The sequence below is a fragment of the Streptomyces sp. NBC_01341 genome, assembly GCF_035946055.1.
Classification (GTDB): domain Bacteria; phylum Actinomycetota; class Actinomycetes; order Streptomycetales; family Streptomycetaceae; genus Streptomyces.
Genome location: NZ_CP108364.1, coordinates 1,803,351 through 1,817,846, shown reverse-complemented (window position 1 = coordinate 1,817,846; position 14,496 = coordinate 1,803,351). Strand labels below are relative to the sequence as shown.

The window sequence follows — 14,496 nt, the reverse complement described above, 5'->3', positions numbered from 1 at the left end:
CGGATATGCGGTCCCCCTTCAACCCGTATGCCGGCAGAGTCAACTCCCGGGGATCAACCTCACGGCCGACGGACACCGGGCCTTGACCCCTGATGTTGGACACACGAGACACTGGATCCTGCGGATCTGAGAACGGACATCTCGTGGTGATGAAGAACTACCCGCCGCAGTTCAAGGCGGACGCGGTCGCGCTGTACGAGTCGCGGCCCGAAGCGACGATCAGGTCGGTCGCCGCCGATCTGGGGATCAACCCGGAGACGTTGCGGAACTGGGTTCGGGCAGCCGGAGTAAGCCGTCCTCGGGGACGGCGGACGCAGGAACCCTCTCAGCCGCCGGCCCCGCTGGAAGTGGAGAACGCAGCCTTGCGGAAGAAGGTCCGTGAGCTGGAGGAGGAACGGGAGATCCTGCGCAAAGCGGCGAAGTATTTCGCCGGGGAGACGCGCTGGTGAACCGCTTCCAGTGTGTCGCCGACCTCCAGCGCCGTCACGGCGTGAAGCGGCTGTGCAGCATCCTCGGAGTCAGCCGCTCGAGCTTCTACTACTGGCAACGGACGGCCGCCGACCGGGCCGCCAGGCGGGCGGCTGATGCCCGCCTGGCGGCCCGGATACGGGCGGTGCATCAGGAATCGGACGGCACTTACGGCGCCCCCAGGATCACTGCCGAGCTTCGCGAGGAGAACGGTGAGGCGGTCAACCGCAAGCGGGTCGCCAGGATCATGAGGGTGTCCGGGATCGAAGGAGTCCGCCTTCGCCGCCGGCACCGCACCACCGTCCCAGATCAGGCTGCGGCCAAGGCCCCGGACCTGATCGGCCGCGACTTCACAGCGGACAGGCCGAACACGAAGTACGTCGGCGACATCACCTACCTGCCCATCGACGGCGGGAAGTTCTGCTACCTGGCGACCGTCATCGACCTCGCCTCGCGCCGTCTGGCCGGCTGGGCGATCGCCGACCACATGCGCGCGGACCTCGTCACCGACGCCCTGGCCGCGGCGATCCGCACCCGCGGCAGCCTCGCCGGATCGATCATGCACACCGACCACGGAGCCCAGTACACGAGCAGAGCATTCGCCGAAGCATGCAGGTCAGCAGGGGTTCGGCAAAGCATGAGCGCGGTCGGTTCCAGCGCGGACAACGCACTCGCCGAATCCTTCAACGCGACCTTCAAACGCGAGACCTTGCAGGGACGAAAGAGCTGGCCAGACGAGCGTGAGGCGCGACTCGACGCCTTCAGATGGCTCCACCGCTACAACACCCGACGCCGACACTCCCGCCTCGGACAACGATCACCGATCGCCTTCGAGAACGCCTTCCACCTCACACCAACTACGCTGGCACAAGCCGCATAAGCCGTGTTCAGGATTCGGGGTCAAGGCCCACCCTCCGGGTGGTCGGTCGGCTTGCCGAACCACGTGGCGGCACAATCACCCGACGGAACAGCCGATGTGAGCCCCGCAGCCCCAGAACTCACGCACGACTACGGCAACAGGGTCTCCCGGATCTCGGTCGGCTTCGCAACCCCGAGCCATCGAGAGACCCTGCCTTACGTCCGCGGCCGGCCACGATCATCCGATCGAGGCTCCCGTCCGGCGTCCACCCCTCAGCGGAACGACAGCGGCTTATGGGTGTCGCCGCCGCTGTCGCCGCCTCCGGTGGGGAATCAGCTGTTCAGCGCGCGCAGCTGGTCGCTGTGGGCCTCTGCCCAGGACCGGAACGATTCGAGCTGCGGATTGATGCTCCGGCTCCACTCGATGTCGCGTGCTGCGGTGAATTCGGTGTCGTTCTGCGCCATGTACTGGAGGTTGTTGGCGAACTCCACCGCGTGCGGGAAGCCGAAGCCCCGGAACTGGTCCCAGGTGAAGGGCTGGTAGGTCACCTTCTCGCCGACAGCCTCCGACAGCACGGCGGCCATCTCCTCGCCCGTCACATGGGCACCCGCGATGCCGACGGTCTTGCCGATGTAGGCACCCTCGGACTTGAACATGCCCAGTACCGTTCGGCCGATGTCGGTCGCCGCGTGTGCGGCCAGCTTGTGGTGGGCGAGCGGGATGGTGAGGATCAGCTCGCCTGCCTCGTTGCGGACCGGGCCCATCCCGATGAACAGGTTCTCGTAGAACCAGGAGGTCAGGAGGAAGGTCGTAGGCACTCCGAGGTCGGTGAAGAACGCGTCCGCCGCCGCCTTCACGTCCATGTGCGGAACCGTGTAGCCGGCCATGGGGCGCGGGACCTTGTCTCCGGTGCGCTCGAAGAAGGGGCGCGTGTCCTCGACGCTGGACCACACGGCGTGCTTGACACCCGCGGCCTTGGCCGCCCGTGCCGCGTTGGCAGCCTGCTCCAGTTCCATCTCGACCCGGGACCGTGCCGCCTCCTGCTCCGGCGTGAGGTCGGCCCAGAAGTTCGTCATGACGAATACCCCGAAAGCGCCGTCGAACGCCGCTACCAGACTGGCCTCGTCGTCGAGATCGGCCTCCACGACCTCAGCACCGCGCGAGGCGAGCGCCTTGGCCTTCGGTGAACCGGCGTCCCTGGTGAGGGCTCGTACGGTGAACTCCCCCGAAGTATCGGCCAGGATCGCCTCCACCAGGCCGCCACCCTGCTGCCCCGTGGCTCCGACGACTGCGATGACCTTCTGCTGCGCCACTTCTGTTCCCCTCCGCGCGAGTGAATACGGAGGGCGAACCTATAGTCACGTATTTGTACTGTCAAATAAATGTGCGGTCGGTTCTCCGGCGGAGTTCAGCGAGGCGGACCGGTGTGGTCGGAGGCACGCTGGAGGGCAGGTCGGACAGCCATTTCCGGCCCCCTGTGCCGGCGCCCCTGCGTCCCGGTATGTGCCCAGTTTCTCCAGGAGTTTGTCCCGGTTCCAGCGGTGCCGACCGCTGTGCGCCGCTCGGCGACGCCTTGTCGGCGTCGCCGAGTTGACATCGAGGCTGTCGCTCAATTCGACTCCGGATCAGTCGCTCTGTCCGACAGCTTCCTCGGCGACACGGTCTGAGAGCGGTACAGGGCATGCCGTCACGGGCGCACCAGTACCTTCAGTGCCTCGCGGTCGTTCATCGCCCGGTATCCGTCCGCGATGTCCTCCAGGCCGATCGTGCGGTCGAAGACCCGGCCGGGCCGGATCGAGCCGTCGAGGATGTGCGGCATCAGCTCCTCGATGTAGGCGCGGGCCGGGGCCACGCCGCCGGTGAGGGTGATGTTGCGCAGGAAGTCGGGGAAGCCGAAGGGGACGTCGGTGAACTGCGGGGCGCCGACGCGGCTGATGGTGCCGCCGGCGCGGACCACCCCGAAGCTCTGGACGATCGCGTCCTTCAGCCCCACGCATTCGAGGACCTTGTGCGTGCCCTCGCCGTCGGTCAGGTCACGTACTCGGGCGACACCTTCCTTGCCGCGCTCCGCGACCACGTCCGTGGCGCCGAAGTCGAGGCCGAGGTCGGTGCGCACGGTGTGGCGGCCCATGAGGACGATCCGCTCGGCACCCAGCAGCCTGGCCGAGATCACGGCGGACAGGCCGACCGCGCCGTCCCCGATGACGGTGACCGTGTCACCGGACCCGACACCGGCGGTGCGGGCCGCGTGGTAACCGGTGCTCAGCACGTCGGACAGGGTCAGGAGGTCCGGCAGCAGCTCGGAGTCCTCACCGACCGGGAGTTTGACCAGGGTGCCGTCGGCGTACGGGACCCTGGCGGCCTGGCCCTGACCGCCGTCCACGCCGTTCACACCCCAGGTCCCGCCGTGCACGCACGAGGTCTGCAGGCCTTCGCGGCAGTACGCGCAGGTGTTGTCGGAGTAGACGAACGGAGCCACCACCAGATCACCCGGCTCGACGGTGCGCACCTCGGATCCGGTCGCCTCGACGACGCCGAGGAACTCGTGACCCATGTGCCGGGGATTGTCCGTGCGCGGCGCCGACTTGTACGGCCAGAGGTCGCTGCCGCAGACGCAGGACAGCACGATCCGTACGACGGCGTCCGTGGGGTTCTTGATCTCAGGGTCGGTGACGTCCTCGACGCGCACGTCGTCGGCCGCGTACAGCAGGGTGGCTCGCATGGGCGCAACTCCTCGTGTGGGGTGATCGGTGGCGGGTGCCGCCGATGTCGATATCAGTGGGCCTTCTCGCTCCTGACCCGTGTCGGTGGTTCAGGAGTCGAGGGTGGCGTTGCCGAGCCGGCTGACCATGGCCGGGTCGCGGTGGTCGAAGAACAGCGATGCGCCGGTGTCCAGGGCGGCGACGGCGGCCATCTCTGCGTCGGTCAGTTCGAAGTCGAAGACGTCGAGGTTCTCCGCCATGCGCTCGGGGCGTACCGACTTGGGGATGACCACGACGTCGCGCTGGATGAGCCAGCGCAGTACGACCTGCGCCACGGACTTGCCGTGTGCGGTTGCGATGCCGCTCAACCCCGGGTCGGTGAAGAGGTTGTTGCGGCCCTCGGCGAAGGGGCCCCACGATTCGATCTGCACCCCGCGCTCCCGCATGAGGTCCTGGTCGGCCCTGCGCTGGTGGAAGGGGTGTGTCTCGACCTGGTTCACCGCGGGGGTGACCTCGTTGTGGTCGATCAGGTCCACGAGCCGGTCCGGGTGGAAGTTCGACACCCCGATCGCCCGGACGAGGCCGTTCCGCTGCAGGCTCTCCATGGCCCGCCAGGAACCGTAGACGTCGCCGAAGGGCTGGTGGATCAGGTACAGGTCGAGGTGGTCCAGACCGAGTCTGCGCAGCGAGGTGTCGAAGGCGCGCTTCGCCCTGTCCTCACCGGCGTCGGAGACCCACAGCTTGGTGGTGACGAACAGGTCCCGGCGCGGGATGCCGCTGTTCCTGATCGCGCGCCCGACTGCCTCCTCGTTGCGGTAGGCGGCCGCGGTGTCCAAGGACCGGTAGCCGGCCGCCAGGGCGTCACCGACGGCTTGCTCGGTCTGTTCGGGCGGGATCTGGTAGACGCCGAAGCCGAGGACGGGCATCTCGACGCCGTTGTTCAGGGTGACGTTCTGCATGGTGACGGGTGACTCCTTGCGGACAGTGCGGTCGTGGGGGTGAGACCAGCGTTCGAGGTGATCGAGGTGTTGGTGCGTCGGTGCGTCGGTGCGGCGGTGGGCCTCAGCGTTCGAGCATCTGCCGGGCGCCCTCCGCGTGGGTTTCCCCTGCGGCCGGGGGGAAGGCCGGAGAGCCTGTCGAGCACGTCGGCGGACAGCCGGAGGCCGGCCGCAGCGGTGTTCTCCTCGACCCGGGCCACCCGCTCGGTGCCGGGGACGGGGGGCGATGTCCTCACCCTGGGACAGCAGCCACGCGAGGGCCACCTGCGCAGGGGTCGCGCCCACTTCCGCCGCGATGGCCTGCACCTGGTCGGCGACGGACTCCGCCACGTCGGTCCCGGAGTCGGTGTAGCCGTGGGACATCCCCATCGCCCCCAGCCCGATGCGGGAAACCTCCAGCTCACCCAGCGTGATGTGCTGCATCACTCGTCACCTCTCGTCTCTCTTCGTCCCGCCCGGCTTCGCAGGTGAGGACTCGTACACCGCTACCCGCCGGTGGGCGATGCCTCCCGGCCGTTACGCCGTGCGGGGTTGCGGGGTCTTCGTGCGGACATCGGCCAGCCTGCCTCCGTACGCCCGCGACAGGCAGGGCGAGCTGTTCGGGGGAGCGGCGAGCGGGGGCGTGACAGGGCCCGCTCGGAAGGCGCGTCACGACGGCGGCGGGGGGACACTGGCCGCATGGCACTCGAGCAGCGGCGACGAACTGGGGCGCTTCCTGCGTGCGCGCCGAACGCAGACCAGCCCCCTGAGCGTGGGTCCGACTCCCGGCCCTGGCGTCCGCCGAACCCCCGGGCTGCGGCGCGAGGAGCTGGCCACCCTCGCCGGAGTCAGCATCGACTACTACACACGGCTCGAACGCGGCAAGGAGACCAGGCCGAGCCCCGCCGTGGTCGACGCGCTCGCCCGCGCACTCCAGCTGGACGACGCCGAGCACCAGCACCTGCGTGCCCTGGCCGTGCGCGCCGCCCGTTACGCGCCCGAGCCCGTGCCGGCGCCGGGCCGCACCGTGCGTGAGGCTGCTGCTGGAGGGCATGCGCCCGAACCCGGCCTACGTCGTCAGCCGGAGCATGGACGTCCTCGCCCACGACCCCGGGGGCTCGCCCTGTACGCGGGACTCGCCGACTGGCCGGAGAAGCAGCGCAACCTCGCCCGCTACCTGTTTCTCCACCCGGCCGCTCGCGACGTCTTCCCCGACTGGGAGAACCAGGTCCGCGGCTGCGTCGCCCGTCTTCGCGCGCTGGCCGGCACGGACCCCGACGCGCCCGACCTGACCACCCTGGTCGGCGAGCTGCTCCTGAAGAGCCCCGCGTTCGCAGGGCTGCGGGAGCGCCATGAGGTGACTGGCCGTAAGGCCGTCACCAACACCTTCCAGCATCCCGAGGTCGGGAAGATCACGCGGAGCCGGTGATCCTCCGGCACCCGCGCCACGGGGTGACCGATGATTTCCCGCACGTCACGAAGTCTGAGCAGGCGGGGACGGATGTCCTCCTTGTCCTCCTGTCCGAGAGAAGTGGTGCGCGATGAAGGTGGTACTGCAGGAGTTCCTGTCGCTGGACGGCGTCTCCCAGGGGCCCGGCTCCCCGGACGAGGACACCAGCGACGGGTTCACCCGGGGCGGCTGGTTCGTGCCGCACCTGGACGAGGCCTTCGAACGCGTGGCGGCCGGCTGGCTCGGCCGGGCGGACGCCTTCCTGTTCGGCCGCCGTACGTACGAGAACTTCGCCCGGGACTGGCCGGAGATGACCGACCACCCGAGCGCGGACATCCTCAACGGCTCGCCGAAGTACGTGGCCTCACGAACCCTGACCGAGGCCGGGTGGGACCCGACCACGATCCTGTCCGGTGACGTTCCCGCCCAGGTCGCCGAATTGAAGCGGCAGCCCGGCCGCGAGATCCAGATCCACGGCAGCGCCAGGCTCGGCCAGTCCCTGCTGGCAGCCGGCCTGGTCGACGAGATTCGGCTCGCGATCGCACCGGTGGTCGTGGGCAGCGGTCGGCGCCTGTTCCCGGACGGCGGCACCCCGGTGGGCCTGCGGCTGCTGGACCACGAGACGACGCCGAGCGGAATCGCGGTGTATGTCTACGAGTCGACGGGCCTGCCGGAGTACGGAACGTACGGGGCCGGCGCGTAGGTGCCGGACCGCGCCGACCGGAACGGGCGCGGGTGCCGACGATCTTCCGGAAGCGCGCGCCCTGCCCGACTGCGCATGCCGGAGGCGTGTGAAACCACGGCCCCCGGGCGCCGGTTCCCGGCACCCGGGGCTCGTGTCACATCGTCGGTGCCTGCTCGATGAACGTGTCCAGCACCCCGTCGGCCACCTTGATCTTCCCCTGCGGCCGGGTGGTGCCCGGGATGGTGGTGATCGCGGCTGCCTTCTTCGCCAGGTCGGCCGCCTCGGTGAAGTCGGCCTGCCCGCTTTCCGAGTGCAACTGGGCCCGCAGGCCGTCCAGGGTGGCATTCAGCGCGCCGCCCCACAGGTCAAGGGCGTCCAGCCAGGGCTTCGTCTGGGCCAGGAAGGCCGGGTCCCGCACGCCGGCCCGGATCTGCTCGGGGGCCCTGGACAGTACATCGGCGTACCCACCCAGCTCCCTCAGCGCGGTGTGACGGCGGACATGGGATCCGCTGTTCCACGCTGTCGTGAAGCCGGCCAGCCGCGAGGCGAGTTCGGGTGCCTGCGGCTGCCAGTTCGTGTCGCCGAAGGTGGGCGCCATGTGCTGGGTGTCGAAGAAGGCCAGCAGAGCCCGGGTGGTGGCGCGGTCACCGCCCGCAAGGTAGTCCGCGGCTGCCCGCCAGGTGCGTACGGGGTCGTAGTCCTTGTCGTTCCAGGCGAAGGACGCGCCGCCGAACAGGGCGACCTTGCTCGGCGCGGCCTGGTTCATCGGGTTGAGCACGATGCCGCTCAGTGCCTTGTGCAGCCCGGCCTCCCGCTTGTCGTACGGGGCCATCAGCAGGCGGCCCGCCGTCTGCCCGTAGTCGTTGACCGGATAGTTGTCCCAGAGGAACACCTTGCGCCCCCACACCGCCGAGGCGGCCTCGGCGTCCGCCACGCTGATCGAGGGGGGAACGACGTCCGTGCCCGTCCACTGCACGACCACCTTCGGGTCCAACTGCTCGCGCAGCACGGCCTTGTAGGCGGAGTCGGCCGTGTCGGAGTACTCCGTGGGCACGAACTGGAGCGGTCCGGCATCCGGGTGCCCGTCGATGAAGTCGTGCTGCACGGCGTTGAGCAGGTCGGCCTGTGCCCGACCCGCACTGCCCCTGCCCGGGGTGCCGTACTTCTCCTGGTCGGCGGCGCAGTTCCACTTGGTGTAGCTGATGTCGTCCAGCGCCACGTAGAAGCCGCGCGCGCCCTGCTCGTAGAGAGTGCCCAGCTTCTCCTTCAACGCGTTCACGTCTGCGGGGTCGCTGTAGCAGACGGACAGGCCGGGGGAGAGGGCGTAGGTGAAGTCGACGTGGTGGGCCGTGGCTTGCTCGATGAGTTCGCGCAGGTCGGCCAGCTTGTCGGCGGGGTAGGGCTCGCGCCACTCCTCCCTCAGGTAGGTGTCGTCCTTCGGTGTGTAGATGTAGGTGTTGGCCTTGATCTCGCCGTAGAAGGCGAGTTGGTCGAGCCGGTCGCTGTGTGACCAGGGTGCGCCGTAGAAGCCCTCGATGCTGCCGCGAAGGCGCATGGCCGGGTGGTCGGTGATCGACACGGCCGCCACGGAGTGCTTTCCCGTCACCAACTGCCGCAGGGTCTGGGCGGCGTAGTAGATGCCGTCCCCGTCGTTGCCGGCGAGCACGATCGTGTCGCCGCGGGAGGCCAGGGAGTAGCCCTCCGCGACCAGGGTGCCCGGTACGGTGCCACCCGCGGCGCGCAGTGCGCCGACCACCTCCGGGTCCTTGACGGAACCGGCCACGACGGTCAGCTCCGCCCCATGGGTGCGTGACGCCGGGGTGGCGACCGCTGCCGCGTCCGTGTCGATGTGACGGACCCCGGCCGCGGCCAGCGCACGCTTGATGACGGCGGCGCTCGGGGTATCGACGGCGTCACCGAGCACGAGGCGTACGCGCGCCGGTACGCGAATGTCCCGGCCCGCCGACTTCATGCTCCGGGGGGTCGGGGTGACAACAGGCGGCGTGGCGGCACCGGTGGCGGACGGCGTCGTGGTGGCCGGGCGCTCGGCTGCCTGGGTGGGAGCGGAGAGGGTACCGACGGCCAGCAGTGCGACGGCGCCGAGAAGCGGGAGTCGGGGAACACGTGGAACACGGGGAAGACAGTACGGGTGACTTTTTGACATAGGGGTCACTGCTCCTCCACGGAAGTGGACTGCCACATTCAGGTGTTGGAGTGGTCTAAACCACCACTCGTGGGCTTCGCTGTCAAGAGAGACGCCGGAACGGGCGGACCGTGGTGCGGTGGACGACGCGTGTGAGGGAATGCCGTCCGGCCGTCACGGGAACTGGGTCCGGTACCCGTGGTCGCGGCGCCTGGTCCACCTGCTTCCCCGCGAACGGTTCCGGCTGGTCCGCACGGACCGCAACCGCGACAAGATCACTCGTGGTGAACAAGGGACCCTGCTGGCCGGCCGCATCGGTGTGATCGGACTCTCGGTGGGCGAGGCGGCGGCCCTCACCTGTGCCATGGAGGGCGTCGGCGGATCCCCGTTCTCATGGACGCCAACGACCGCGGGCTCCTCGACGTGGAACGCTTCGACATGGAACCGGATCGCCCGCTCTTCCACGGTCGTGCCGGCGCGACCGTGGACAGAGTCCGTGGGCTCGACCACGACGGACTGGTGCGATTCCTCCTGGCCATCGTGGATGCCGACCGCATCAGCCCGGCGAAGACCGACGCACTCGGCAGAATCGGCACGACGCTGTCCAGCTGGCCGCAACTCGCCAGCGCGTCATGCTCGGAGGTGCTCTGGTGGCCGACGCAGCCACCCCCTGCTCACCCGCTACCTGGGTGTGGACCGGCTCGACCTCCGCCAGGCGCACGACTCGTTCGCCCTCTGCCTGGCTCAGCCCCCTCCCCCCACGCCGCCGCTACACCCTCGCCGTCTGCGCAGCGGGGGACGACGCCATGATCGGGACCATCGGACTTCTGGTGGAGGACTACGGCAGCAACGCCATGATCACCGGCTTGGTGCTCCTGCCCGACGCGCCGGTGCGCGGCCACGCACACGAGGCGGGCCGGTTGCTCATGGCCTACGCCCTCGGAGCCCTCGGCCTCCACCGAGTGTGGGCCGGCCATCGCGCCGATCACGAGCGCATGGCGCAGGTCATGCGGGCGTCAGGCCTGCGGCCCGAGGCGACCCTGCGGGGGCTCTTCAGGACCAGGGGCACCTGGCACGACGTCACCACCTACGCGGCACTGCTCCGGAGTGGAAGCAGCAGGCCCGTCCCGCCGAGGTCGACATCCTGGCCACGGTGCGGCGTCAGCCGGTGGGCGCGTCTCCGCTCGGCTGACCTCGATGCCGGCACCCACACCCGCGCCCGGACCGGTACCGGTACCGGGACCGGGACCGGCACCGGAGCCGGGGCGCGCACCGGCCGCTGCGGGGAGCCCCTCGGCCCACCCCGGGCAGGCGTCACGGCCGCAGTTCCGCCCGTCCGGCGGCCACGCGAACGTGGCCGCCGGACGGTCCGGCCGTCCGTGCTCCCACTCGGTGTCAGGTCGACCAGAGGACCGTGCCGTTGGCCACTACGGCCACCTTGGCATCCGGGCGCAGGACCAGTTGTGCGCCCGGATGGTCGTGGGTCTTGGAGGCCCAGATCGGGCGGTCGTCGCCGTTGTGGATGACGAGGTTGCCGTCGGGCTGGAAGATCGCCCGGTGGTTCGGACCGAAGGTCATGGACGCCCAGATCGGCTTGCCCTCCTCGTTGAGGACCACGAGATTGCCGTCGGTCTGCATGACCATCTTGATGCGGTTGGTCGTCCAGGCCTGATTGACCCCGATGACGCTCGGTGCGGAGATGGTCGCCGTGGTCCATTCCGGCTTCGGCGGAGCCGGCTTCGGCTTGGGCTTCTTGGCGGGCGTGCTGCTCGCCTTAGGCTTCGGGGCGGGCGACACCGGCTTGGGGGCGACGGGTACGGGGGCTTCGACCTTCTTCGGCTTCACCTTGCTCGGGGACGGGCTGGGCTTCCCGGCCACGTAGTCCTCAAGTGCCGCCGGAGCGGAGTTCGGGTTGAGGACCGTGTCGGCACTGCCCGCCGTCGGCGCCTTGGCGTCGTTGCCGCGGTCGTCGTCGTTCGCGGTCCCGACCAGCAGGATGGGTATGGCGATCAGCGCGGCGCCGAGAAAGGCCGCCCCCGCCAGGACCGGCGTGCGAGGGCGACTGCGGTCCACGGCGGTCGCCGTCATGGTGCCCGGCGCCGTCGCTGCCGCTGCCAGGGCTACGCCCTCTTCGGGTGCCTCACTGGTGGCAGTGGCGGCATCGGGGGCGGGAGCGGTGGCTGGGCCGGCCGGTGTGGTGGTGGCGGGCTCTGTCTCCGGTTCGGGTGCGGCGGTCGGGGCGGGCTTCTCGGCCTCGGAGCCGCCGGCCGGACTCGGTTGCGTACCCTGCGAACTGCCGGCCGTGACCGGCTTCCCCGGGTCGGGAGCAGGGGCCGGGCCAGGTGCCTTCGCCTCGGATACCGGGGACCCGCCGGGCGTTTCCGCGCCTGGTTCCGAGGGCCGCGGCGGTGGGGAACCCGCCTCCTGCGCGTCCGGATCTGCGGTTGCCGCCGTGTTCGCGCCGGGGGCGGGGTGCTGGGGGGACATGCGGTGACTCCTCATCGGGGCGGAGCTGTCGGTGGGCAGCGGTCGAGCCGGATGAACGTCGGGTGTCCTCGCGGGCGCCGACGACCGCCGAGTCGCATCGGGCCGGGCCGGGCCGATCCGTACACGGCGTCGGATTCGCCCGTGCCGGCTCGGTCGCCGTCGGCCGCCGGACGGACGCCCTGCCGGGCTGCGAGGTGTTCCCGTACGCCCCGGCCCGGACGTCCCGGCCAGATGGCTGTGTGCGTCGGAGGGGCCGATGGCGTACCCAACGTAGCCCGTCGCGGGACGGTGGCGGCCTCCTCGCTCCGATCGCGTCCGTCGCTTTGTCCTCCCGTGCCTCACTGGTCCCGGAAAGTTCTCGCTTCGGTCAGCAATCGGGCGCGTGCGCAGGTCATACGGGCAACCCTCAACCGCCAACGGTTGGGGCCCCTGTGACATCCTGTTGTCTCCATGACCTGAGTGATGTCGGCGCGCCCACAGGTCGTTGGGCCAGCCGAGAATGCGTACATACCTAAGGGTTCAGGTGAGATGCGGCCCGGAGAACGCCAAGACGTCGGTAACGGCGGCCCGTTCGTCATGCCGGAGGCCACCGGACCGGTCACCGCACCCGAGTCGTCCCTGTCCGGCCCCCTGCAGGCTGATGACAGCGACCTCAGCGGGATACCCGAAGCGGTGAAGGCCGCTGCCCGCCGGGCGCCAGGACACTGGATCGGCGTGGTGGATCCGGAGTGGGCGGAGGAACGGACGCCGCCGGAGTGGGCCGTGCTGGGGGAGTGGCAGTCGGACGGGTCCGGGGGCGTGGGTGAGTACCGCGCCAATCCGGCCTACCGGCCCTCGGCCCGAGTCCTCGGCTGGCCGGACCCCACCGACCCGGTCGACGCGGCGGCCCAGCGTGCCGCCACCGGATACGGCCCCGTGGAGGACGCCCTCGCGGCGCTCGCGGAGGCGGAGGTCAGCGTGGTGCGCGGGACGGACGGGGAGCCGCTCGCGGCCGCGGGTCGCGACGGGCAGCCGGTGATTCTTCTGTTCACCTCGCCCGCACACGAGTTCATGTCCGCCGAGCTTCACCACGACAGCCTGTCCGTAAGGGAATTGACTCGTTCGCCGAGAGGCCCCGGCGCCATGCTGATGGTCAATGCGGGGGCCGCCGCCCCCCTGCTCGTCCCGATGGAGAGTCTTGTCTGCCACCTGAGCGCCGCGGGCGGCGAGCACGTGCCCGCCGGCGACCCGGTTGAGGCTGCCGCCAAGGCGTCCTCCGCCCCCGGCGGTGCCGTGGACCGTACGGGTGCTCCGGACGCGGCCGCTGCCGTGGACCGGGCCCACAGCCCATCCGAACCCTGGCCCCGCACCACAGGGAGGACCCCGTGACACGTTCGGCCCAGAAGGCCCCCGCATCCTCCGGTTTCCGCTCGGTGCCCGTCGCCGAAGCCGAGGAGGCCGCCGTGCCCGCAGCCTCCGCCGCCGGGCCGAAGCCCGGGTCGGCCGGCGCGGATACTCCGGACGCCGGCTCGGAAACGCCCGCCGTCTCCGGACCCGGCAACACGTCGGGGGAGGCCGGGGACTTCGCGAACAAGTCCGGGGAGACCGAGAAGTCCGCGGCGGCCCCGGAGACGCCCGCGGAGGGCCGGTCCGGCGAGGCGGTGGCCGCGCAGTCCGGCATCGCACCCGGCGGCACCGCTGAGGGCCACGCCGTACAGGCCGGCACCGGCGAACCGGCGCAGCGGCCCGAGCTTTCCGCCGACGCCCACCTGCCGGAATCGGGGGCCGAGACCGAACCCGAGACCGAACCTGATGCCGCTGCCGCCGCGAAGAGCCGGCTGCCCGCGCTGGTGCGGACCATGACCGCCACCGCGATCGGGCAGTCGCAGCAGCAGGCCGGGCCGGTGGGCAGGCCGGGCAAGGCGGTGCTGGCGGGGGCCGCCGTCGCGGGGGCGCTCCTCGTGTCGGTGCCGTTCCTGGTCCTTGCCGGGAACGACGGCGACGGCCCCGGGAAGCAGTCGGTCGCCGCGGCGGGGACAGTCCTCGACGGCAGTGGGCAGGAGGCCCCGGGCGAGTTCGCGGTGACCCCGCCCGAGAGCGGTTCGCCCGACGAGGACAAGCAGGAGGCGGGCAAGGAAGGCGCCCCCGAGAAGCCGGTGCACCGGGTCCCGCCTTCCGGGAAGGACACGGACGACGCCCCGCCGAAGAAAGCGGCCGGGTCCAGGAGCGAGCCCAAGAGCGATCCCAAGAGCGGGCCGACGAAGCCGAGCGCTGAGAAGCAGTCCGGCGAGAAGCAGTCCGATGGCGCGAAGAGTCAGCCCGCCAAGGCCGCTCCCGCCGTCACGTTCAGTGGGCCCGTCTCCTTCCGCAGCCACCTTTCGGGCCGCTGCATCGACGTACCGAACCACGACTTCAGTGACGGCAAGGCGCTGCACGTGTGGGACTGCAACAACGCCCCAGCCCAGAAGTGGCGGTTCGCCTCCGACGGCACCATCCGCATTCAGGACAAGTGCCTGGACGTGGCCAACGCGAACTTCAGCGACGGCACGCCCATCCAGATCGCCTGGTGCAACGGCAATGACGCCCAGAAGTTCGCCCTGAACGGCAGCCACGACCTGGTCAACACCGTCGTCGGCATGTGCGTCGACATCGCGGGTGCCAACCGGAACAGCGGGGCACGGCTGCAGCTGTTGAAGTGCTCGGGCAACGACGCCCAGAAGTGGAGCACCTGACCCCGCCGGCCCGA

General features: G+C 70.3%; 9 protein-coding genes and 3 pseudogenes. 6 read left to right on the top strand and 6 right to left on the bottom strand.

Translation table 11 applies throughout. The annotated features are described in order from the left end of the window. Window positions 1-143: 143 nt before the first annotated feature. Window positions 144-1,348 (top strand): IS3 family transposase gene (locus OG206_RS07710; RefSeq protein WP_327111122.1). Its coding sequence is split into 2 segments (ribosomal slippage): window positions 144-435 and window positions 435-1,348, totalling 1,206 coding nucleotides; the frame shifts between segments, so codons are not numbered across the junction. A 311-nt stretch (window positions 1,349-1,659) separates the two neighbouring features. Here OG206_RS07710 and OG206_RS07705 read toward each other — a convergent pair. From OG206_RS07705 to OG206_RS07690, 4 genes and pseudogenes are all read right to left on the bottom strand, one after another. Then, window positions 1,660-2,640 carry an NmrA/HSCARG family protein gene (locus tag OG206_RS07705; RefSeq protein WP_327113610.1) on the bottom strand — a complete coding sequence of 327 codons (981 nt, stop codon included), beginning with the start codon at window positions 2,638-2,640 and terminating at the stop codon, window positions 1,660-1,662. A gap of 374 nt (window positions 2,641-3,014) precedes the next feature. Further along, complete coding sequence (locus OG206_RS07700) at window positions 3,015-4,049, bottom strand: zinc-dependent alcohol dehydrogenase family protein (protein WP_327113609.1); 1,035 nt, start codon at window positions 4,047-4,049, stop codon at window positions 3,015-3,017. A gap of 90 nt (window positions 4,050-4,139) precedes the next feature. Continuing rightward, window positions 4,140-4,988: an aldo/keto reductase gene (locus OG206_RS07695; RefSeq protein WP_327113608.1), complete on the bottom strand. Its 849-nt coding sequence runs from the start codon at window positions 4,986-4,988 to the stop codon at window positions 4,140-4,142. A 103-nt stretch (window positions 4,989-5,091) separates the two neighbouring features. After that, a pseudogene (locus OG206_RS07690) lies at window positions 5,092-5,348 on the bottom strand (aldo/keto reductase); the annotation flags it as partial. Window positions 5,349-5,697: 349 nt separating this feature from the next. On the opposite strand from OG206_RS07690, the pseudogene OG206_RS07685 reads away from it, so the two are divergent. Then, a pseudogene (locus tag OG206_RS07685) lies at window positions 5,698-6,423 on the top strand (helix-turn-helix transcriptional regulator); the annotation flags it as partial. Window positions 6,424-6,547: 124 nt separating this feature from the next. After that, on the top strand, window positions 6,548-7,159 hold the full coding sequence (locus tag OG206_RS07680) for a dihydrofolate reductase family protein (RefSeq protein WP_327113606.1): 612 nt from the start codon (window positions 6,548-6,550) through the stop codon (window positions 7,157-7,159). Between the two features lie 136 nt (window positions 7,160-7,295). Here the strand turns inward: OG206_RS07680 and OG206_RS07675 are convergent, their stop codons facing one another. Continuing rightward, on the bottom strand, window positions 7,296-9,314 hold the full coding sequence (locus OG206_RS07675) for a beta-N-acetylhexosaminidase family protein (protein WP_442805816.1): 2,019 nt from the start codon (window positions 9,312-9,314) through the stop codon (window positions 7,296-7,298). Between the two features lie 602 nt (window positions 9,315-9,916). Between OG206_RS07675 and OG206_RS07670 the strand changes: the two are divergent. Continuing rightward, window positions 9,917-10,249: pseudogene (locus OG206_RS07670) on the top strand (GNAT family N-acetyltransferase); the annotation flags it as partial. A gap of 430 nt (window positions 10,250-10,679) precedes the next feature. On the opposite strand, the gene OG206_RS07665 reads toward OG206_RS07670, so the two are convergent. After that, complete coding sequence (locus OG206_RS07665; RefSeq protein WP_327113602.1) at window positions 10,680-11,771, bottom strand: mannose-binding protein; 1,092 nt, start codon at window positions 11,769-11,771, stop codon at window positions 10,680-10,682. A 528-nt stretch (window positions 11,772-12,299) separates the two neighbouring features. Between OG206_RS07665 and OG206_RS07660 the strand changes: the two genes are divergently transcribed. Together OG206_RS07660 and OG206_RS07655 are read left to right on the top strand one after the other, a co-directional pair. Next, window positions 12,300-13,139: a type VII secretion system-associated protein gene (locus OG206_RS07660; protein ID WP_327113600.1), complete on the top strand. Its 840-nt coding sequence runs from the start codon at window positions 12,300-12,302 to the stop codon at window positions 13,137-13,139. Next, window positions 13,136-14,482 carry a ricin-type beta-trefoil lectin domain protein gene (locus OG206_RS07655; RefSeq protein ID WP_327113598.1) on the top strand — a complete coding sequence of 449 codons (1,347 nt, stop codon included), beginning with the start codon at window positions 13,136-13,138 and terminating at the stop codon, window positions 14,480-14,482. Before OG206_RS07660 ends, OG206_RS07655 begins: the two co-directional genes overlap by 4 nt. The last annotated feature ends 14 nt before the right edge of the window (window positions 14,483-14,496 follow it).

What these genes read in the sequence shown, in the direction of transcription:
- OG206_RS07665 (WP_327113602.1), bottom strand. Translation starts at nt 11,771, where the DNA reads ATGTCCCCCCAGCACCCCGCCCCCGGCGCGAACACGGCGGCAACCGCA.
- OG206_RS07660 (WP_327113600.1), top strand. Translation starts at nt 12,300, where the DNA reads ATGCGGCCCGGAGAACGCCAAGACGTCGGTAACGGCGGCCCGTTCGTC.
- OG206_RS07695 (WP_327113608.1), bottom strand. Translation starts at nt 4,988, where the DNA reads ATGCAGAACGTCACCCTGAACAACGGCGTCGAGATGCCCGTCCTCGGC.
- OG206_RS07700 (WP_327113609.1), bottom strand. Translation starts at nt 4,049, where the DNA reads ATGCGAGCCACCCTGCTGTACGCGGCCGACGACGTGCGCGTCGAGGAC.
- OG206_RS07680 (WP_327113606.1), top strand. Translation starts at nt 6,548, where the DNA reads ATGAAGGTGGTACTGCAGGAGTTCCTGTCGCTGGACGGCGTCTCCCAG.